This window comes from Acinetobacter nectaris CIP 110549, assembly GCF_000488215.1.
GTDB lineage: Bacteria > Pseudomonadota > Gammaproteobacteria > Pseudomonadales > Moraxellaceae > Acinetobacter > Acinetobacter nectaris.
The window spans coordinates 162,162-182,527 of record NZ_KI530735.1 but is presented as its reverse complement, the minus strand read 5'-3'; the positions used below and the strand labels follow the sequence as shown (position 1 = coordinate 182,527).

General features: G+C 35.8%; 16 protein-coding genes. 11 read left to right on the top strand and 5 right to left on the bottom strand.

The window, feature by feature from the left end:
- Positions 1-225 precede the first annotated feature (225 nt).
- Positions 226-822 (top strand): peptidoglycan amidohydrolase family protein, encoded by a 597-nt coding sequence (locus P256_RS11205; protein ID WP_023273797.1) that lies wholly within the window; start codon positions 226-228, stop codon positions 820-822.
- Positions 823-872: 50 nt separating this feature from the next.
- On the opposite strand, the gene P256_RS11200 is transcribed toward P256_RS11205, so the two are convergent.
- On the bottom strand, positions 873-1,328 hold the full coding sequence (locus P256_RS11200; protein ID WP_023273796.1) for a GNAT family N-acetyltransferase: 456 nt from the start codon (positions 1,326-1,328) through the stop codon (positions 873-875).
- Between the two features lie 150 nt (positions 1,329-1,478).
- On the opposite strand from P256_RS11200, the gene P256_RS11195 reads away from it, so the two are divergent.
- From P256_RS11195 to P256_RS11175, 5 genes are all read left to right on the top strand, one after another.
- On the top strand, positions 1,479-2,627 hold the full coding sequence (locus tag P256_RS11195) for an acetyltransferase domain-containing protein (RefSeq protein ID WP_023273795.1): 1,149 nt from the start codon (positions 1,479-1,481) through the stop codon (positions 2,625-2,627).
- Positions 2,628-2,926: 299 nt separating this feature from the next.
- The gene (locus P256_RS11190) at positions 2,927-3,652 is read left to right on the top strand and encodes a 16S rRNA (uracil(1498)-N(3))-methyltransferase (RefSeq protein WP_023273794.1); all 726 of its coding nucleotides are present in this window, start codon (positions 2,927-2,929) and stop codon (positions 3,650-3,652) included.
- A gap of 95 nt (positions 3,653-3,747) precedes the next feature.
- A complete protein-coding gene (locus P256_RS11185) occupies positions 3,748-6,600 on the top strand; it encodes a putative bifunctional diguanylate cyclase/phosphodiesterase (protein WP_023273793.1) in 2,853 nt (950 codons plus the stop codon).
- 155 nt (positions 6,601-6,755) lie between these two features.
- On the top strand, positions 6,756-9,029 hold the full coding sequence (locus P256_RS11180; protein WP_023273792.1) for an NADP-dependent malic enzyme: 2,274 nt from the start codon (positions 6,756-6,758) through the stop codon (positions 9,027-9,029).
- A gap of 86 nt (positions 9,030-9,115) precedes the next feature.
- Positions 9,116-10,360, top strand: coding sequence for a multifunctional CCA addition/repair protein (locus P256_RS11175; RefSeq protein ID WP_023273791.1), 1,245 nt, complete (start codon positions 9,116-9,118; stop codon positions 10,358-10,360).
- Positions 10,361-10,545: 185 nt separating this feature from the next.
- Here the strand turns inward: P256_RS11175 and epmA are convergent, their stop codons facing one another.
- Positions 10,546-11,520 (bottom strand): EF-P lysine aminoacylase EpmA, encoded by a 975-nt coding sequence (gene epmA / locus P256_RS11170; RefSeq protein ID WP_023273790.1) that lies wholly within the window; start codon positions 11,518-11,520, stop codon positions 10,546-10,548.
- Positions 11,517-12,587 carry a 4-phosphoerythronate dehydrogenase gene (locus P256_RS11165; protein WP_023273789.1) on the bottom strand — a complete coding sequence of 357 codons (1,071 nt, stop codon included), beginning with the start codon at positions 12,585-12,587 and terminating at the stop codon, positions 11,517-11,519. Before P256_RS11165 ends, epmA begins: the two co-directional genes overlap by 4 nt.
- Positions 12,588-12,820: 233 nt before the next feature.
- Between P256_RS11165 and P256_RS11160 the strand changes: the two genes are divergently transcribed.
- Together P256_RS11160 and P256_RS13010 are read left to right on the top strand one after the other, a co-directional pair.
- On the top strand, positions 12,821-13,648 hold the full coding sequence (locus tag P256_RS11160) for an SDR family oxidoreductase (RefSeq protein WP_023273788.1): 828 nt from the start codon (positions 12,821-12,823) through the stop codon (positions 13,646-13,648).
- A 250-nt stretch (positions 13,649-13,898) separates the two neighbouring features.
- A complete protein-coding gene (locus P256_RS13010; protein ID WP_023273787.1) occupies positions 13,899-14,675 on the top strand; it encodes a DUF481 domain-containing protein in 777 nt (258 codons plus the stop codon).
- A gap of 38 nt (positions 14,676-14,713) precedes the next feature.
- Here the strand turns inward: P256_RS13010 and eat are convergent, their stop codons facing one another.
- Positions 14,714-16,099, bottom strand: coding sequence for an ethanolamine permease (eat, locus tag P256_RS11150; protein WP_023273786.1), 1,386 nt, complete (start codon positions 16,097-16,099; stop codon positions 14,714-14,716).
- A 177-nt stretch (positions 16,100-16,276) separates the two neighbouring features.
- On the opposite strand from eat, the gene P256_RS11145 reads away from it, so the two are divergent.
- Positions 16,277-17,278 carry a phosphotransferase enzyme family protein gene (locus P256_RS11145; protein WP_023273785.1) on the top strand — a complete coding sequence of 334 codons (1,002 nt, stop codon included), beginning with the start codon at positions 16,277-16,279 and terminating at the stop codon, positions 17,276-17,278.
- 63 nt (positions 17,279-17,341) lie between these two features.
- Positions 17,342-18,385 carry an AraC-like transcriptional regulator QhpR gene (gene qhpR, locus P256_RS11140; RefSeq protein ID WP_023273784.1) on the top strand — a complete coding sequence of 348 codons (1,044 nt, stop codon included), beginning with the start codon at positions 17,342-17,344 and terminating at the stop codon, positions 18,383-18,385.
- Here qhpR and P256_RS11135 read toward each other — a convergent pair.
- Entirely contained in the window at positions 18,360-19,271 is a 912-nt protein-coding gene (locus P256_RS11135; protein WP_023273783.1) for a LysR family transcriptional regulator, read from the bottom strand. The two genes, qhpR and P256_RS11135, sit on opposite strands and share 26 nt — an antisense overlap.
- A 99-nt stretch (positions 19,272-19,370) precedes the next feature.
- Here P256_RS11135 and P256_RS11130 point away from each other — a divergent pair, with 99 nt between their 5' ends.
- Entirely contained in the window at positions 19,371-20,357 is a 987-nt protein-coding gene (locus P256_RS11130) for an aldo/keto reductase (protein WP_023273782.1), read from the top strand.
- The last annotated feature ends 9 nt before the right edge of the window (positions 20,358-20,366 follow it).

The window sequence follows — 20,366 nt, the reverse complement described above, 5'->3', positions numbered from 1 at the left end:
ATGTAAGATACTGTTATTAATATACTTTTAATAAAAACCCTATCTTAATATGTCATACATTTTTCATATTTCTTAAGTCTTAACATTTTGTAACGTCATTTTTTCTCTTTTGGTCAATTTAAGATAGATTGTCATTTGTCAATGTTATAGTATTGCGGAAACCTTAACGTCGCTGAGTATAAAAAGCTTACTCAGTATTCATGTGTTACCGAGAATGTTTTTGCAATGATCCACCATACGCATCACCAAGACCACGCCCACCATAGCGCTCATACACATATTGTTGCTCATGCTCACTCATCTGCTAGTAAAAATAGTGGTCCACACAAGCATAAGCAGCATAAATCTGCTCAATCTAAGACACATAAAGCTGTTACTGCAAAGCATGTAGCCAAGACGTCAAAGAAAAAAGCACATCACCATACATTTAACGCACGTGCACAAGCAAATAAACCTAGTCACAACCATATTAATGTAAATAAATTTACGCATACGCTTGCAGCCAGTGCTCGCCGTAAAAGCACAGAGAAATGTGCTAAACATGTGCGCTTAGCCTTAGAGTCTGCTGGTGCTAATGTTACAAGCCATCCAGTTGCTGCGGCAGATTGGGGGCATACATTAGAAAAAATTGGCTATAGACAAATTTCCCCTGCATTTGATAGCCCACGTAAAGGTGACATTTATATTATCGGTCGTACGCGATCGCATGAGTATGGTCACATTGCTGGCTACACAGGATCTGACTGGGTTTCAGATTTTAAACAAAATAGTTATGCTGTTTATAGTGGCAATGCAACCTACAAATACTACCGTTTAATCTAATATATTTTCAGACTATAAAAGACAAAAGCTGATTGCACTCCTTTTGTCTTTTATTGGCAACTATATGTCAAAAATAATGTTTCTTTATCTTCTGTAAAGCCCATTTTCTTATACAAACTTTGTGCACTTTTATTTGTCACACATGTTTCCAGCATTAAAAATTTTGCATCTGTCTGTTGTGCTAGATCTATCGCACCTTTCATTAAAAACTCGGCTATGCCTTGTCTTCTAAACCCATCATGAACATATAAATCATTTAATATCCACGCTTTTTTCATAGAAATAGATGAAAAAATAGGATAAAGCTGAATAAATCCTACGACTTTCTTCTCATTATTTTTATAAATAATAAACTCAGCATCTTTATTTTTTAATCGCGCTTCTATGAATTGATATGCAGCCAAAAAATTACTTTCTTGTTTATAAAAAATTCGATATGCATTAAACAACTGAGCTAAATCATGGATATCTTGTTCAGTTTCAATTTTAAAATTATTTATTTGCACATTTATCTCTTTAATTCTTTCAATGAATATCTAAAATATATTAATTTCTTATTATTTCAAATAGTTATTTATCACAATGAATAGATCAAATAGGATTCATATAAATGTTATGTTATCTTATAACATATTATATTTTATCTTATTTAATTCATGTCAGTTCAACTCTCTCAGCGATTATATGCCATAGATGCACTTCGTGGTTTTGTCATTATTATTATGATGCTTGATCATGTACGGGAAACTTTTTTCTTGCACCACCAAGTTCCCGATCCAATGATTATTAGTGAAACCGAGCCTTCACTTTTTTTAAGCCGAACACTTGCACATATTTGTGCACCTATTTTTGTTTTACTCACAGGTCTTTCTGCATACCTTTACCAACAAAAAAATAATAGCATCAGACTTACACAATCTTTTTTATTAAAAAGAGGCTTATTCCTAATTGCATTAGAGTTAGTGATTGTGAATTTTGCATGGACTGGTCAATTTCCACCTCAAACGATTTATTTACAAGTTATTTGGGCAATTGGTATTAGTATGATCTGTCTTGCAGGTCTAATTACTTTACCTCGGATAGGACAATGGTTTGTCGCACTAGTCATTATATTTGGTCACAACTTATTAGATCATGTTTCCTTTGCAAATACAGCATTCCAACCCATTTGGAATATTCTTCATGAACGTGGTTGGATTACTTTTGAAAATGGTTTAAAAATTCGTACAACATACCCTATCTTGCCATGGATTGGACTCATTCTATTAGGTTACTGCTTTGGTCAAAAATGGTTTAAAGAAAATATTCAAGTTAAGCAACGCCAAAAAATGATCTTTACTACCGCAATTGCAAGTATTTCATTGTTTATCGTACTTAGATTTATCAATATTTACGGCGATAAAGCATGGCAACATATGCCAACTTTTCTAGAAACGCTTATGAGTTTTCTAAATTTAACCAAATACCCACCCTCTTTATTTTTCATTTTATGGAATGGTGGCATTGGGCTTTTACTACTTTTATGGTTAGAAAAGTTTCAAAATAAGTCATGGGTTAAACCGCTTATTATTTTTGGCTCTGTGCCTATGTTTTTTTATATTTTACATCTTTTTGTACTTAAACTACTTTACCTATTTGCTGTAAACTTATTTGGCTTAAACCATGGTAAATACTTTGGCTTTAATGATATTTCTACAGTTTGGCTTGTAAGTATTCTTTTATGTATTTGTCTTTACCCTGCAGTTCATGCTTTTTCAAAGTTTAAGCATAAGAATAAACATATCGCTGTTTTAAAATATTTCTAGACTTCACTTGAGGAGCTTTACAATAGCTCCTCAATTTTCACTCTGTATCAAAATAATTATTTTAAGCATCTGAACACCTATCTAAAAATTAAGCGAATCTCATAATTTTTTTATTTGTAGAATACATATCCAAACTATAAAAACTCAAGTTATTAAATTGTACTAAAGTTGTCCGAACGCATGCATAAGGCTAGCGCACTTAGCACACATGTTTTTATACTATAAGCATCATCTACCCAACAAACTTTTGGGTTAAGATATTCTTCAATTTAAATATATATTTAAGAGTCCTATACCTCATGAGTAACCGTTTTTATATAGATACAGCATTAAATATAAATACACGTGTTGAACTTACAGAAACGGTTTTTCATCACTGGGTGCGTGTTTTACGCGCTAAACTAAATGAGGAAGCGATTTTTTTTAATGGAAATGGTGGAGAGTATACGGTTAAACTCGTAGAAATTAATAAAAAGAATGCTTTTGTAGATGTACAGTTATTTTCACCTGATAACAGATCTCCGCACTTTAATGCACTTTTAGGGCAAGTAATGTCTAAAGGAGATCGTATGGATTATGCAATACAAAAAGCGGTTGAATTAGGCGTACATACAATTCAACTGCTTACTAGTGAACGCTGTGAGATGCGATTAAAGTATGATCGTGATCAAAAGAAAATAGACCATTGGCAAGCCGTTGCTATTGCAGCATGTGAGCAATGCGGACTTAATTTAGTTCCCAAAGTATTGCCACCAAAAAGCTTACAAGACTGGTTAGACAGTGAACTCCCCCCTACCCGCCTTGTACTCGCACCAAATAAAGAACAAGTGAATGTTCTACAACATGCAACACCAGAGCTTGCTTTACTCATTGGCCCTGAAGGTGGACTATCGGAAGATGAAATTCTGCAAGCCAATAATAAAGATTTTCAAAATTGGTGTATTGGTGAGCGTGTTTTGCGCACTGAAACAGCTCCAATTGTTGCTTTGTCAATTTTAAACTTTACTTTTAAAGGTCTTATATAATAAGGTACATAACAGAAAAAGTGATTCATAGCTAGCAAAGCTTCTTTGCTAGTTTGAGACATGCCATAACGATTATTATTACTCATGGATACTCTATGTCATTTAAAAAAAATGATATACAGCCTAATGAAATTACTGCACATCAAGTTGAGCAGTCATCAAATCTTATTATCTCTTTTATTTATAGTATCTTAATTGTAAATATATTTATTGTTATTAATTTCAACTTTAGCTCTCTTGAAAGTATCGGTTATATCAATCTTACAACAGCTTTAAATTTCATTATTCTATTGGGTGCTTTACTCACAATAAAAATACTTTCAATTCAAAAGGTCACTCTAAAAACATTTAATTTCGCTTATAAATGCATTTGTTTAAGCATAGGTATAGGTCTAAGTATATTGGTGTATGCACTCTATATATATCTACCTTTTCATAGTTATCATATTCAGTTTGACGATATATTTTATATAGTTGCAATATTATTAGTAACGACGTTATTGGCTTCTATTAGCTATCTTACACACCGCCTTGTTTATTTTTTCCTTGCTGTATTACCTACATGTTTTCCTGTCTTACTCATACAACCTATCCAACAACATTCCATAAGCCCCGTTTTATCTGTTTCATTAAACTTTATTTTTATTGTGGTTTGTTTATGTGCAATTAGTGTTAATCGATCACATACAATAAGTGCAAAGAAAGTCATTCAACAAAAGAAATTAGCTTCTTATAACCAAAATAAACTACGTAAAAGCCATAACTTAACGCAAGATTTAACAATTAAGCTCAATGAAAGCCAAAAAATTGAGCACGAACTCACTTTAAAGAATGAAGACCTGATTAACCAATATATTCATGGTGTTCAAAAACATGTCTATGAATATAACAACCTCTTTGAAAAACAAAGCTCTATTATTGAATTAGCGAATAGAACTTCATATATTCATACTTGGGAATGGAATATCCGCGAAAGTAAATTAGAAGTAAATAATCATTTTTTTACGAACCTACAAAATGATGCCACCATATCTTCAAATTTAGGGAAAATTATTCATTCAAATGACTTAAAAAACTGTTTAAAGCAACTTACAAAACACTTTACCAAGAAAAGAGACTTCTTCGAGTGCCAATGCCGTGTTAGGTATGAAGATCAATGGGTTTGGGGCTCACTCGTTGGTAAAGTTATTCGTGTAGACCCTAGAAATGAAGAACCCATCACAATGTTAGGGATCTTCAAAAACATTGAAAAAGAAAAAAAGAACCAAGATCGTATTGAGCACTCGTCTCAGATACTGCAACATATTGATGTGGGTATTATTACACTAGATGCCGAACTTAATTATATAGATGCCAATCCATTTTTTTATACCATGACAGGTTTAGAAAAAAACCAAGTAATCGGTAAAAAGCTCTTCGATATTACTGATGACTATCATGCTCAACAACGAAGCCTACACTACTCCATAACAGACCAACTCTTCAAAAAGTCAGAGTTTAAAGGTGAGTTTGAGGAAACCTTTATTTCTGGACGAAAAATTAGCATTCGTTGTCATATCAACGCTGTCAAAGACCATTATCAGAATACTTTACAATATGTTGGCATATTTTCAGATTTAACAGATTACAAACAACAAGAGCAAAGACTTGACTACTTAGAAAACTATGATGTAACCACTCAGCTTCCTAACCGATTCTATTACAATTATAAATTGTATCAATTCTTAATTAACAACCGTGAAACAATCAAAAAAATTGCAATTATATATTTATCCATTGATCGCTTTAGCTCATTACAGGAGTTTTTAGGCAATAAAACAACCTCTGAGCTATTACGACATGTTGCCAAACGACTCAGACAACTCAATCCTCATGCATTTATGGTTGCTTATCTTAATAGAGAGGATTTTGCGATTGTTTATGAGCTCAACCACCTTCGCCCAAGTATTCAAGAACTTTGTGGACAGATCATCACTGGTTTTACAGACCCATTTAAGTTTGCAGACCAAGAACTTATTTTAACGGTTTCATTGGGTGTTGCTTTATATCCAGAACATGCCTTAGATTTTGACCAAATTAACTATCATGCAAACCATGCTCTTCGCCAAGCACAAAATCTGGGTGGCAATACTGTTCAATATTATGCTCAAGATAAAGATAACACTTACACTCAAAATATCAATTTAGAAAATGAACTCAGACAAGCAATTAAAAACTGTGAATTAGAAGTATATTACCAACCAAAAATATCATTAAAAAATAATAAAGTATCTAGTTTTGAAGCACTCATTCGTTGGAACCACCCACGAAGAGGGCTTCTCGCTCCTGTACATTTCCTGCCATTTGCAAAACAGACTAGTCTTATTTCAGATATTGGGCGTTATGTTATTGAAGCATCCATTAAACAATTAAAAAGTTGGCAATCACAACAACTGCCTGAAGTTGCTATTTCAATTAATGTTGACCCACAACAACTCTACCGTGGACAGCTGCTACATACGCTAGATACATTTCTCAAAAAATACGATATTCATGGAAAATATATTGAATTAGAAATCACAGAATCATCACTTATTGAAAAAACGCTTTACGTACAATCATTACTACAGCAACTCAAAAACAGACATATTGCTTTATCATTAGATGATTTTGGCACAGGGTATTCCTCTCTTGCTTACTTAACTGAATTTCCTTTCGATATTATTAAAATAGATCGTTACTTTGTGCAAAATATGCATGAAAAATCACAACAGGCAGTGCTTAATGCAATTATTGCGATGGGCAAAGCAATGGAACTCACCATTGTTGCTGAAGGTGTAGAAACTCAAGAGCAACTCGAATTCTTTAAACAAAAAAACTGTGATGTCATTCAAGGTTATATTTATTCCAAGCCTTTATCTTCTTCTAATGCGACTGTTTATTTAAAACACTTTTCACCAAAACAGTAACTTATTTGCCATAGGCAAGCCTATTTAAGCTCCTTTATACTTTTATTTTTAGTCTGTTTATCGCTGTGCTAAACCTTTAACTAATGCTATATTCAAACTGTATGTGTTCTAGTGTCGTATAAACCACTAGACTAAATTGTACTAAAGAGATTCAAATGGACGATCAAACACTTAAACAACAAGCTTTAAATTATCATGAATTTCCAACTCCCGGAAAGATTAGCGTTACGCCAAGCAAACAGCTCAGCAATCAACGTGATTTGGCGCTAGCCTATTCTCCGGGTGTAGCAGAACCTTGCCTAGAAATCGCACGTGACCCATCTACAGCAGCAAAATATACTGCGCGTGGCAACTTAGTTGCTGTGATCAGTAACGGAACAGCCGTCCTAGGATTGGGTAATATTGGCCCATTGGCTTCAAAACCGGTTATGGAAGGTAAAGGCGTTCTTTTCAAAAAATTTGCTGGTGTTGATGTTTTCGATATTGAAATTGACGAAAATGATCCTGATAAAATTGTAGATATTGTTGCAGCACTTGAGCCAACATTTGGTGGCATTAACTTAGAAGATATTAAAGCACCTGAATGCTTCTATATTGAGAAAAAGCTCCGTGAACGCATGAATATTCCTGTGTTCCATGATGACCAACATGGTACAAGTATTATTGTAGGTTCAGCACTGCTTAACGCTTTACAACTCAATGGTAAAAAAATTGAGTCATTAAAAATTGTGGCATCTGGTGCAGGTGCAGCAGCACTTTCTTGCTTAGACTTATTATGTGCATTAGGTGCTAAGAAAGAGAATATCGTTGTTGCAGATTCTCGCGGTCTTATTACAACATCTAGAGAAAACCTAGATGAGTCTAAGAAACGCTATATGCAAGATATTCCTGAAACTAAGCTGCATGAAGTTATTGAAAATGCAGATATGTTCCTTGGGCTTTCAGCAGCAGGTATCTTAACAAAAGACATGGTTAAGAAAATGGCTCAAGACCCAATTATCTTTGCGCTTGCCAACCCTGATCCTGAAATTTTACCTGAACATGCACATGAAGTTCGCTCTGACGTGATTATGGCGACAGGTCGTTCTGATTATCCAAACCAAGTAAACAATGCACTTTGCTTCCCTTACATTTTCCGTGGTGCACTTGATGTTGGTGCAACTACAATTAATGAAGAAATGAAGGTTGCTTGTGTACATGCGATTGCACGTATGGCGCATGTCGAAGCAGATACATCTACTTATGGTGAAAAGCCAACTGCATTTGGTCGTGACTACCTCATTCCTGGACCACTAGATCAGCGTCTTATTCTAGAAATTGCACCTGCTGTTGCACAAGCAGCAATGGACTCAGGCGTAGCAACACGTCCAATTGAAGATATGAATACATATCATCAAAAATTGTCTGAATTTGTCTATAATACGGCATTCATTATGAAGCCTATTTTTGCGCAAGCGAAAAAATCGCCTAAGCGTATTGCTTATGCAGAAGGCGAAGATGTACGTGTTCTTCGTGCTGCTCAGGTTGTTGTAGATGAAGGTCTTGCACGTCCAATTTTAGTGGGTCGTACTGCTGTAATTGAAGCCAATATTCAAAAACTTGGTTTACGCTTACACAATGGTATTAACATTGAAATCGTAGACCAAGAGCACAACCCTCAATACGAAGAGTGTTGGAAAAACTACCATGAAGTCATGAAGCGTAAAGGCGTTACTGTTGAATATGCGCAACGTGAAGCGCGTCGTCGTTCAACAATTATTGCTTCTATGCTTGTGAAAACAGGTAAAGTTGATGGTATGCTTTGTGGTACATATAGCAGTTATGAGCGCCATTTAGAGTTTGTGAGCAATATTATTGGTCTTAAAGAAGGTATGAACAACTTCTTTACTCTCAATGCATTAATGCTAGGCGATCGTAACCTATTCATCGCAGATACTTATGTCAATACAAATCCAAATGCAGAGCAATTGGCTGAAATGACTGTCCTTGCTGCTGAAGAAGTACGTCGCTTTGGGATTGAACCACGCATTGCGCTACTTTCTCATTCTAGTTTTGGTAGTAACCAAACTGACGAGAGTGCACAAAAAATGCGTAAAGTTTATGAGTTACTTTCTGAGCGTGCGCCTGAACTTATTGTTGAAGGCGAAATGCATGGTGATGCAGCATTAGATGAAAATATTCGTCATTTTGCATTCCCTAACTCACGCTATAAAGGTTCAGCAAACTTACTCATTATGCCAAACCTTGATGCTGCAAATATTGCCTTTAATCTATTAAAGTCAACTGCTGGCAACAATGTTACTGTTGGCCCTATTCTTTTAGGTGCTGCAAAACCAGTACATATTTTAACACCGACAGCAACAACACGTCGTTTAGTAAATATGACTGCTGTAACAGTGACTGAAATTCAGCAACAACAAGGCGAATAATTCATCCCTACTAAAAAGGTTTGAATTTCAGACTTGTACAAACCTCTATTCTAATGCATGATGATGCTAAGAATAGAGGTTTTTTCATGCGTGTTTATTTAGTTGGTGGCGCTGTCAGAGATCAGCTTCTTGGCCACCCCTATCAAGAAAAAGATTATGTTGTTGTTGGTGCAACCCCTGAACAGCTTATTCAACAAGGATACCAAGCTGTAGGGAAAGATTTTCCCGTGTTTTTACATCCAAAAACCAAAGAAGAATATGCACTTGCAAGAACAGAAAGAAAAAAGGGTCATGGGTATCATGGGTTTGAGTTTATTACAGACCCAAATATTACACTAGAGCAAGATTTATTACGGCGTGACCTTACAATCAATGCGATTGCTCAAGATGAAAAAACAGGTCAAATCTATGACCCTTACCATGGTCATAAAGATATAGAAAATAAAATTTTACGCCATGTTTCAGATGCTTTTGTAGAAGACCCTTTACGTGTATTACGTATTGCTCGATTTGCTGCACGTTATGCAAGTTACGGATTCACAGTTGCACCAGAAACTCTTGCGCTTATGCAAACATTGGCAGATTCTGGTGAGCTTGAAAGCCTTACACCTGAACGGGTTTGGAAGGAAACATCTCGTGCCCTTTTAGAAAAAAACGCAGATGTATACTTTGAAGTACTCCGTAAATGTGGTGCACTTAAAGTCCTTTTCCCTGAAATTGAGGCACTCTTTGGCATCCCTCAACGTCCTGAATACCACCCTGAAATTGACTGTGGTATTCATACACTCATGTCTTTACAACAAGCTTGTAAAAATGAGTATAGTTTAGATGTTCGGTTTGCTGTCTTAGTCCATGATCTTGGAAAAGCACTTACACCAAAAGATGTATTGCCTCGTCATATTATGCACGAAGCTCGTGGGGTAAAACCTGTAACAGAAGTCTGCGAACGCTTAAAAGTTCCCACAAACACGAAAAAACTTGCCATTTCAGTGTGTAAAGAACACCTTATGTGCCATCAAGCTTTAACACTTAAACCGGGTACACTTTGGCGTTTACTACAACGCCTAGATGTTCTAAGAAGACCTGAAAAGGTAGAAGAATTTATTCAAGCATGTGAGTGTGATGCACGCGGACGCTTAGGTTTAGAAAATAGACCCTACCCTCAAGCAGATTATATGCGACAAGCAATTCAATGTGTTCGTAGTATTAAAGCACATGACTTACCAGAAGAAGTTAAAGGCCCCGATATTGGTGAGATGCTTATTTCCTATAGGATTAAAGCCCTAGAAGTATTAAAAGCAAAATTTCTTGCAGAGCAAGAAGCAAAATGACTTTGATGAAATGTATCATTTACGCTAAGAGAAAACGCTTAGCGTAAATACAAAACGTGATAACCTACTTTTTGTTATTGTCATGTTCATTGCATATCACTGTATATTCAATAAGAGATACATTATCTCTTTAATTATGGGCATATTGTTGATATGCATATATGAACAATGACAATATATTATTTTTAAGCAATATCTGCTGGAAATGTAATTACATCTGACAGTTTAAACTTATGTTGTGCGACCATTAATAAGCGATCTATCCCGAGAGCAATACCTGAACATGCAGGCATATTTGGCAATGCTGCAAGTAAATGCTCATCTAAAGGCATCGCACTCAGACCTTGCTTCTCACGTGCTTGATTATCTTCTACAAAACGCGATCGTAAAACATCCGCATCAACCAATTCATCATAGGCATTTGCAAGCTCTAGCCCTTCAATATACACCTCAAATCGAGCTGCAACCTCTTCCCCATCCTCATCTATACGCGTCTTCGCCAAAGAAGCCATTTCAGGTGGAAAATCAGTTAAAAATACAGGTGTATCAAAACCTAAACTAGGTTCAACCATATGAGAAAATAACAGATCCATATATGCAAGACGATCTTCACCTAAATCTATATGAATCCCCACACGCTTTGTCGCTTCTTTTAACTCTTTTACTGTCGCTTGTAATGGGTTCAAATCTAAGCGATCTTGAAAAGCATGTTTATAACTTAAAATAAGTGGTCTAATTTCTGAAAAGCGATCAGACAAACAGACTTGTAATAAATCTGCTGTTTCATGCATCAAATCTTTTAATGAAAAGTTAGGACGGTACCATTCAAGCATCGTAAATTCACTATTGTGCTTTTTACCATGTTCATCATCTCTAAATACTTTACAGATTTGATAAATAGCACCACTACCACTAGCCAATAAACGTTTCATTGCGAACTCAGGAGAAGTTTGTAAATAGTGTGTATTCAATCTTCCTCCTAAGTTTCTATTTGCAGTCACAGAAGCCAAATGAACATCCGTTACACCTGCTGCAGAAAGAATAGGTGTTTCAACTTCGAGTACTTCTCTTTCATTAAAAAATTGACGAATTTGCGCATACATTTTTGCACGCGCGTGTAATGCTTTCATGTCACATGTCGGTGCATAGCTTAAAGTCATGATATATCTGCTCCATGTGATGTCCACTCTCGGCGTAACGGATAGCTTTTTCGTAATTGATCAAAACTATGCTGATCTACAACACCATCTTTTAAACATGCACGCAAACGTTGGTCATCTTCTAAAATTGGATATATCTCAAATATATACTTTTTAAGAATGTCTTTGAGATCACCTGATTTCTCAAAAAACTGTTCACATATAGGCAGTTGAGTTTTAAAGTCTTTATTTGGAATAAATTGATAATATTTACAAAAAGCTTCGTAAACCATCTGAGTACCACGCGCTTTACCTTCTAAACTATAACCTGCAATATGTGGTGTCACCAATGCAATATGTTTGAGCAACTCTTCACTAATCAATGGTTCATGCTCAAATACATCAAGTACAACTGAACGCCCTGTCTGCTTTACATCTTTAAGCAACGCTTGCTCTGAAATCACTGCACCACGTGCACTATTTATAATAATGGTTTCTTTAGGCAAAGATTGAAAAACTTCATCATTGAATAAATGATAAGTCGGATAATCACCACCTTTAGTCAGAGGCACATGAATTGAAATCGCATGTGCTTGTTGCAGTAATGCCGATAGTTCAACTTGTGTAACATCCGCTATGGTAACAAATGGATCATATGCAACCACATTCCATCCAAGTAATTTTGCAAGATGAGCTAAACGGCGACCTACATTTCCAAGCCCAATAATCCCTAAAGTAAAATTCTTATTTGCTTCTAAGAAATGAATATTTAAGTGTGCCAATGCTGTCACAACGTATTCCGCAACGGCTTGTGCATTACACCCTGCTGCATTGCTCCATTGAATATGATGCGATTTTAAATAATCTGTATCTAAATGATCTGTACCAATCGTCGCACTTCCAACAAAATTAACTTGAGTATCTCTCAGTAAATCTTCGTTTACTTTTGTGACAGAGCGCACAAGTAATGCTTTGGTCTCTGCCAAGTCTTTGGCTTGTAATGTTCTGCCTGCATGTAGTTGAATTTCTGCAATATCTGAAAAGAAATATGATGCAAAGGCAAGGTTCTCATCTGCAACAATTTTCATTGAGCATCACCTAATACTAAAATATGAATGTTCACATCATAAACCACATATAAGTCTATTGTTTCGTTTTTTTAACAAGTCACCAATTTTTTAGAGAACGCTTTATACTAATATTTAAGTTTGTATAGTAAGAAAGAACTTTATAAATATTCTTTGACTCATCTCACATTTAGTGGCTCAAAGTTTTATCGTCAAAATAACACTTTTAATGAAAATGATAACGGAGGACGTTTATGTCTAATCCAGATTTAAGAAGCGTTGAACAAGTTCACAACTTTATTCGTGAAAGCTATAAAGGTACAGGAAAGCTTGCAGGAAAAGTTGTTGTAATTACTGGTGGGGGCACAGGTATTGGTCGTGCAATGTCTATGCATGCAGCTACTGAAGGTGCAGATATTGCAATTACAAGCTATACATCTTCTCAAGCACAAGCTGCGTCTGTGAAAGAATGGATTGAAAAGCTTGGCAGAACATGCCGTGTTTATGAAGTAGACCTTGGAGATAAAGAAAAAACACAAGAATTTGCAAACAATGTACTGCGTGATTTTGGCAAAGTAGATGTTCTTGTAAACAATGCAGGTGCTCAATTTCCAAAAAATAATCTTGCAGATATATCAGATGAACAGTGGAAGAAAACGTTTAGCATCAATCTAGATGCAATGTTCTATTTAAGTAAAATCTTCTTACCACAGTTTAAAGAAGGTGACTCTATTATTAATGTCGCTTCTGTAAATGCTTACATTGGTTTAAAAGAATTGGTTGATTATTCATCTACAAAAGGTGCAATGATTAGCTTCACTCGTGCGCTTTCAAACCAAGTTGCACATAAAGGGATTCGCATTAACTCTATTGCACCAGGTCCAATTCTTACACCAATTCAAGGTACATGGAGCGATGTAGATAAGTCTAAGCTAGATGACTTAGGTAAAGATACACCAATGCAACGCTATGGCCTACCTCATGAAGTTGGTCCAAGCTTTGTTTTCCTTGCAAGTGAAGATGGTTCATATATTACAGGTCAAACACTGCATATCAATGGCGGTATTATGGTGAATGGCTAACATAGCGCTGTTGCTGTATAAGACAACTTATACAGCAACCCTTATTTTTATACTCTATATAATGAGTATTTTTAAAACAAAACATAAGTCACATAAATTTAAATTTTATAAAAAAGATCTATATAAATAATTAAAACAAAGACATATGTATCTATTATGTAATTTTTTTTGATTATTGTTTAACATCAACGCACAATTAACCAAAGATATAACTATCTTTACTCAAACAAAACCAAAATACGAGATTAAAATGCGTAAGAAAATTATTATTGGTATTTTAACAACTTTAGCAGGCTCTTCACTTTTTGCTGCCGACCTTGGACCAACACGCACAGGTGGGGCAAGTACTATTAAAGTTGATAAAGATAAGCCATTTCGTTTAGAAGGTGATGTTGGTTACCTTTTTAACAACAGCAAAACAACCAATGGTAGCTCAACAAATAAATCTAATCTAACTGCGCGTATTTTATTTCAACGCCAAGTAGGTATTTGGGGTCAAGAAGTTCTTGCAAGTGCTGTAAGTACTCACGATGATAATGCAAAAAATAATATCGAACGCTATTTACTTGCAGGAAAACTATCTCATAGTAGCTCAGACACGGTTTACCAATTTGGTAAATTAACTGCTGAGAAAGACTTAAGCAGTGCTTTTGACTACCAACTCAGTGCAACAGGTGGTTTAGGTCTAAACTTAATTAAAGATGATAGACAATCTCTTTCTACCGAAATTGGTGGTGGTTATCGTTTCAGTAAAGAGAAAGTTGCTCCACAAGATACAACAAATGAGCTAGTGGGTACACTTGCGGCATTCTACGAATACAAAATCACACCATCTGTTCGTTTTAACCAAGACTTAGGCTATGAGTTTGGTCAAGACTCTCGTACATTCCGTTCAAGAACAGCATTAACAACTGATCTAACAAAACACTTTGCAGCATCTGCAAGCTATAATATTAAAGATATTCAAGCAGATATTGGTAATAGCAGAGATTCTCTACTTTCTCTTGGCTTAAACTACAAATACTAAAATATTTGAATAAAAAAGGATGCTTATGCATCCTTTTTTTATGAAGTGATATCAATAACTTTACTTCTCGCTTCTAGCTGAGATTCTTCACTAGTTTCACGCTGTTTTTTAGTCATTAAGAAATAAATATAACTTACAACCAAGAACGCAATAAATATTTTACCAATCTCAAAATTAAAGTAGAACATAGAGATGAAACAAACCGTGGCAATGATTAATGCTATCGCAGGAATAACAGGATAACCCGGTGCTAAAAATGAACGCTCTAAATCAGGCGCAGTTTTTCGTAATTTAAATAAACTAAGCATACTCATCATATACATCAGCAATGCACCAAAACATGCCATAGTCACAATTGCTGCTGTCAGTGTCATACCTTGGATTTGAATAATATTGTCACTAAAAATCGCAGCAATACCAACAACTCCACCTGCAATAATCGCTCTATACGGCGTATGAAAACGAGAAAGTTTTGCTAAACTTTTTGGTAAAAACCCTGCTCGACCAAGTGCATATATCTGACGAGAATACCCCAAAATAATGCCATGAAAACTTGCAACCAAGCCAAACAAACCAATCCATACCAACATATGCATCCATGCAGAATTATGCCCAACAACTGCTCGCATAGCTTGTGGCAAAGGGTCATTAATATTTGAAAGTTTACTCCAATCTCCCACACCCCCTGCAAAAATCATGACCATTAGGGCAAGACTCACCAAGGTAAATATGCCACTAATATAGGCTCTAGGAATTGTTTTTTTCGGGTCTTTTGCTTCTTCTGCTGCCATTGCTGCACCTTCAATGGCAAGGAAAAACCAAATTGCAAATGGAATGGCTGCAAATATTCCCGAAATAGAGTCTAAGCTAAAATGTGCATGCCCTGCCCAACCATTTAAAACAAAGTTAGAGAAGCTGAAGCTTGGTTGAACAACACCCACAAATACCAACAATTCAATCACCGCTAAAATTGTCACAATCAATTCAAAAGTCGCAGCAATTTGCACACCTACAATATTTAAACCCATAAAAATAAAATAAGCACCAACTGCCGCATATTTAGGGTTTAATTCAGGATATTGCACATTCAAATAGGCACCTATAGCCATCGCAATTGCAGGTGGGGCAAAGACAAACTCAATGAGTGTGGCGATACCTGCAATAAAACCACCTGTATCTCCAAATGCTTTACGACTATATGCAAATGGCCCGCCTGCATGCGGAATCGCTGTCGTTAACTCAGTAAAACTAAAAATAAAACAGGTATACATTGTTGCAATAATAAGTGTTGTTACCAAAAAGCCTAATGTTCCAGCAACACCCCAACCATAACTCCAACCAAAATACTCACCTGAAATGACTAAGCCAACTGCTATGCCCCACAAATGAAATGTTCCTAATGTTGGTTTCAGCTTCTGATCCATAACCGCCTCCCTAATGTATAGATATACATATACTTTGCAGAAACATTTATATTGCGTTGCCATTTCATTAAAGACTTGACACTAACGACCACCTTTTTAGTGCTTATTGTCAAGTCAAACAAAATCAAACTCACATACGCTGTAAACAATCAAGGAAAGTTCAAGCGAGCGAACATCATGCAGAATGAAATACTAGATACTCCTACGCTATATGCATTGGCAGAACAAGCAATGCAACAGTATGATTTACAATATCAAGGAAAAATCAAGCTCTTATGCCAGTCTGAAAATGCAACCTTTGTCATTCAAACGCCAAACACAAAATATGCGTTACGTCTTCATCGGCCAAACTATCATTCAAAAAAAGCCATTCAAAGTGAATTACTTTGGCTAGATGCCTTAACTGAACATGGTATTTCTGTACCTCAAGCCATTACAAATAAAGATGATGAATATGTACTTACACTTAAATACTCTTCGAAAATTGAAAGACATGCTGTTCTTTTCAATTGGGTACAAGGAGAAATGCCAACAACAGATGTAGACCCGAAAGCATTTAAACAACTAGGCTCAATTACTGCACAGCTTCATCAGCATAGTAAACAATGGCAAAGACCCGACCATTTCAACCGTATCATTTGGGATCATGACACTATGGTGAGCTCAGAAGGTCATTGGGGGCATTGGGCAGATGTTAAAAACCTAACACAGCTTGATAGAACCTTACTTCAAGAAACTGTACATACAATTGGTACTCAGCTTAAACAGCTCGATAAATCTCCACAATATTATGGTCTTATTCATGCAGACTTACGCTTAACCAATCTATTACTTCAAGACAATAAAATTGGGGTCATTGACTTTGATGACTGTGGTTTAAGTTGGTTTATGCATGACTTAGCAGCAGCACTTAGTTTCAATGAGCATCTACCCCATGCACCTGAATGGGTTGATCAATGGTTAAATGGATATGAACAACATGCACATATTAGTCAACTTGAGTATGCACTGATTCCAAGTTTCATTATGCAACGTCGTATACAAATGCTTGCATGGACAGGTTCACATGCAGATACTGAAATGACCAAAAGTCTAGGTAATCATTGGATCAAAGAAACCACTAGACTATGTAAGCAATATTTAAAGCATGATGATGTCATGCCACTTGGTGCGGCATAATAATATCTATAATTTGGTATGTATCTTGCTTTATTTAAAAGAATAAATACAAGAGCATCTGCCATGATACAAATACACCCATTTGCAAATAACTCTCTTTTTGAAACCAATATGGGTAATCAGGGTGTATTGTCTGCAGCTGCAGCAGGTTTAAATGAGTTTATTTTAAATAAAGGTGCAGATGCCGCCTATATTTTTGATAAAAATGGTGTACACCCTGACTTACTCAATAGCCCAACCCTCAGTATTCAACTTCCAAATTATTGCCAAATGCTTGAACAGGCTGCATCGCTTTCAGGCTGTGATAATTTTGGACTTGAATATGGGCAACAGTTTCAACCCAAATCTTTAGGGTTAATTGGTTATATTGGATTATGTTCCCCAAACTTGGCATCGGCACTCCAAAATATTGCAGACTACTTTCATTTCCATCAAAAAGATACTTTAATGCAATTTGTCGCACAGGATGACTGTTGGCGTATCGACTACCAAGTCCAACATGGTGCAATACTATGCCGTAGACAAGATGCAGAGCTCACTTTAGGTATGCTTATGAATGTCATTCGTGGTGTACTTGGTCAAAACTATTCACCTCGTGCAGTACATTTTGAGCACGCACGCCCCATACAATGGCAAGAACATCGCAAACTTTTTAATGCACCTGTATTTTTTGAACAGCCTTATAACTCAATTGTGATTAAAAAATCAGATACATATACGCCTATGCCTGATGCAGATCCAATTTTACTTAAGGTCATTCAAGATACATTAAAACTATTAAATCAAAATAATCAACGACAGGATTTACTCAACCAAGCACGCTCACGTATACAACTTTCATTGAGTCAGGGAGAGCCTTGTTTAGAGCAGATTGCAACAGCGTTAAACATGTCAAACACCTGCTTTATACGTAAGCTCAAAATAGAAGGGACAAACTTTAGTAAACTTGTAGATAGCGTACGTTGTGAACTTGCCAAGAACTATATGGCACAAACACATATCCAAATTTCAGAAATTGCTTTTTTGTTAGGCTATTCAGAACTTAGTGCTTTTTCAAGAGCCTTTAAACGATGGTTCAATATTACACCTCGCCAGTGGCGGCATTAGATTGCTTAATCCACTCAATAAAACATCGTGCAGCATGAGAGATATTTTCACGAGTTGCATAATATAAATAAAACGGCGCACTTGGATATTCATATTGATTCAAAATACGCTCTAACCTACCACTACTCTCATATACAGCAACCAAGCTATCGTAAACATAAATAATGCCCAAATGATTTAATGCTGCCTGAATCATCATCTGATCTGTATTGACAATTAGATTTCCTTTCGTTTTCTTATGAATATGCTTTTGCTCATCAAAAAACTCCCACGCGTAATTCTCACCACTTGGAAACTGACGCTGTATGCAGTTAAATAATGAAAGCTCATCTATATTTTTTGGACATCCATATTCTTTTAAAAATAAAGGTGAGGCAAATGGTCTCAGAGAAACATGACTTTCAAAACGAATCGCTATCATATCTTTAGGAATAGACTCGTAAAACCGAATACCGAAATCAAAGCCTTCATCAACAATACTCACAAATCCGTCTGAAACCAAAACTTCAAGTTCAATTTTAGGGTACTGCTTTTTAAATGGTATAAAAACCTGCTCAAAAAATAGATCTTGTACAATACGTGGAATACTTATTTTCAGTTTTCCCTTCGGCATACTTTTATTTGCCGTAAACTCCTCACAAGTATTTATATACTGCTCATAAATAGGAGTCATACTTTCTAAAAAAGCTCGCCCTTTCTCTGTTAAAGAAACACTACGTGTTGAGCGATGAAAAAGTCTGACCTCTAAACGCTGTTCTAAATTATTTATTGTTGTCGTAATCGCAGGGGGTGTGACATTCATCACTTTTGAGGCTTGTGCAAAGCTTAAATACTTCGCTACTGTCATAAATACATGTATTTGATGAAACTCAGGAATTCGACTCATTCTTTAATTATTTTTAATAAACCATTAAATTTAACTCAATTGTAAATCAAACTTTGGGCACTTACTTTAATAACACCATAAATAATTGAGATAAGTACAATGAAACAGCGCAAAATTGGTGAGCTAGAAGTTTCTAGTATTGGTATGGGTTGCATGGGCATGAGTTCAGCATATGGTGGTTTAGAAGAAAAAGAAGCAATTTACATACTTCATCAAGCTGTAGAGCTCGGCATTAATTTTTTCGATACCGCAGAAGTATATGGCCCTTTTGCCAATGAACAACTCCTACAGAAGGCATTTAAAGATTATAAAGACATCTTTATTGCGACTAAGTTTGGATTTCAGCTCGACCCAAGCAAAGAAGGCATTAAGCAAGTATGTGGCTTAGATAGCCACCCTAAAAACATTCGAAAAGTAGCAGAAGAAAGCTTAAAGCGCTTAGGTCGCGAAACAATTGACTTATTTTATCAGCATCGTGTAGACCCAACCATCCCTATTGAAGATGTCGTTGGAACAATGGCCGACCTAATTTATGAAGGTAAAATTCAGCACATTGGACTGTGTGAAGTTTCTGCAAATACCTTACGTAAGGCACATGCAGTTCATCCTATTACTGCGGTACAAAGCGAATACTCTTTATGGTCACGTGAAGCTGAACAAAAAATATTACCAACATGTACAGCCCTTAATATTGGCTTTGTACCCTATAGTCCGCTTGGTCGAGGCTTTCTAACAGGTCAACTACAAATAGAGAATCTTGGAGAAAATGATTTTCGAAAAAACTTACCTAGATTTCAAAAAACTGCCGTGGAGCAAAACCATTATCTTATTCAACAGCTAGAGCAAATTTCACAATTCTATCACTGTTCAAATGCACAGCTTGCCCTTGCATGGATGCTACATAAATATGCACATCTTGTGCCTATTCCTGGAATACGCAGAATAAACCACTTACAAGATAATATTGCTGCAAGTGACATTACGATAGAGCAAGAACACATTCTAAAGATTGATGAAATCTTTCTTCCTGAACATATTGCAGGTGAACGTTATAACGAGCAAGAGCTTCAAATGATTGATATATAAATACCTTTA

Bases quoted from the DNA above. Each gene is read 5' to 3' on its own strand.
- P256_RS13010 (WP_023273787.1), top strand. From the start codon at position 13,899: ATGCGTAAGAAAATTATTATTGGTATTTTAACAACTTTAGCAGGCTCT.
- P256_RS11165 (WP_023273789.1), bottom strand. From the start codon at position 12,587: ATGAAAATTGTTGCAGATGAGAACCTTGCCTTTGCATCATATTTCTTT.
- P256_RS11135 (WP_023273783.1), bottom strand. From the start codon at position 19,271: ATGAGTCGAATTCCTGAGTTTCATCAAATACATGTATTTATGACAGTA.
- P256_RS11205 (WP_023273797.1), top strand. From the start codon at position 226: ATGATCCACCATACGCATCACCAAGACCACGCCCACCATAGCGCTCAT.
- P256_RS11185 (WP_023273793.1), top strand. From the start codon at position 3,748: ATGTCATTTAAAAAAAATGATATACAGCCTAATGAAATTACTGCACAT.
- epmA (WP_023273790.1), bottom strand. From the start codon at position 11,520: ATGACTTTAAGCTATGCACCGACATGTGACATGAAAGCATTACACGCG.
- eat (WP_023273786.1), bottom strand. From the start codon at position 16,099: ATGGATCAGAAGCTGAAACCAACATTAGGAACATTTCATTTGTGGGGC.
- P256_RS11180 (WP_023273792.1), top strand. From the start codon at position 6,756: ATGGACGATCAAACACTTAAACAACAAGCTTTAAATTATCATGAATTT.
- qhpR (WP_023273784.1), top strand. From the start codon at position 17,342: ATGATACAAATACACCCATTTGCAAATAACTCTCTTTTTGAAACCAAT.
- P256_RS11160 (WP_023273788.1), top strand. From the start codon at position 12,821: ATGTCTAATCCAGATTTAAGAAGCGTTGAACAAGTTCACAACTTTATT.
- P256_RS11145 (WP_023273785.1), top strand. From the start codon at position 16,277: ATGCAGAATGAAATACTAGATACTCCTACGCTATATGCATTGGCAGAA.
- P256_RS11195 (WP_023273795.1), top strand. From the start codon at position 1,479: ATGTCAGTTCAACTCTCTCAGCGATTATATGCCATAGATGCACTTCGT.
- P256_RS11190 (WP_023273794.1), top strand. From the start codon at position 2,927: ATGAGTAACCGTTTTTATATAGATACAGCATTAAATATAAATACACGT.
- P256_RS11175 (WP_023273791.1), top strand. From the start codon at position 9,116: ATGCGTGTTTATTTAGTTGGTGGCGCTGTCAGAGATCAGCTTCTTGGC.
- P256_RS11130 (WP_023273782.1), top strand. From the start codon at position 19,371: ATGAAACAGCGCAAAATTGGTGAGCTAGAAGTTTCTAGTATTGGTATG.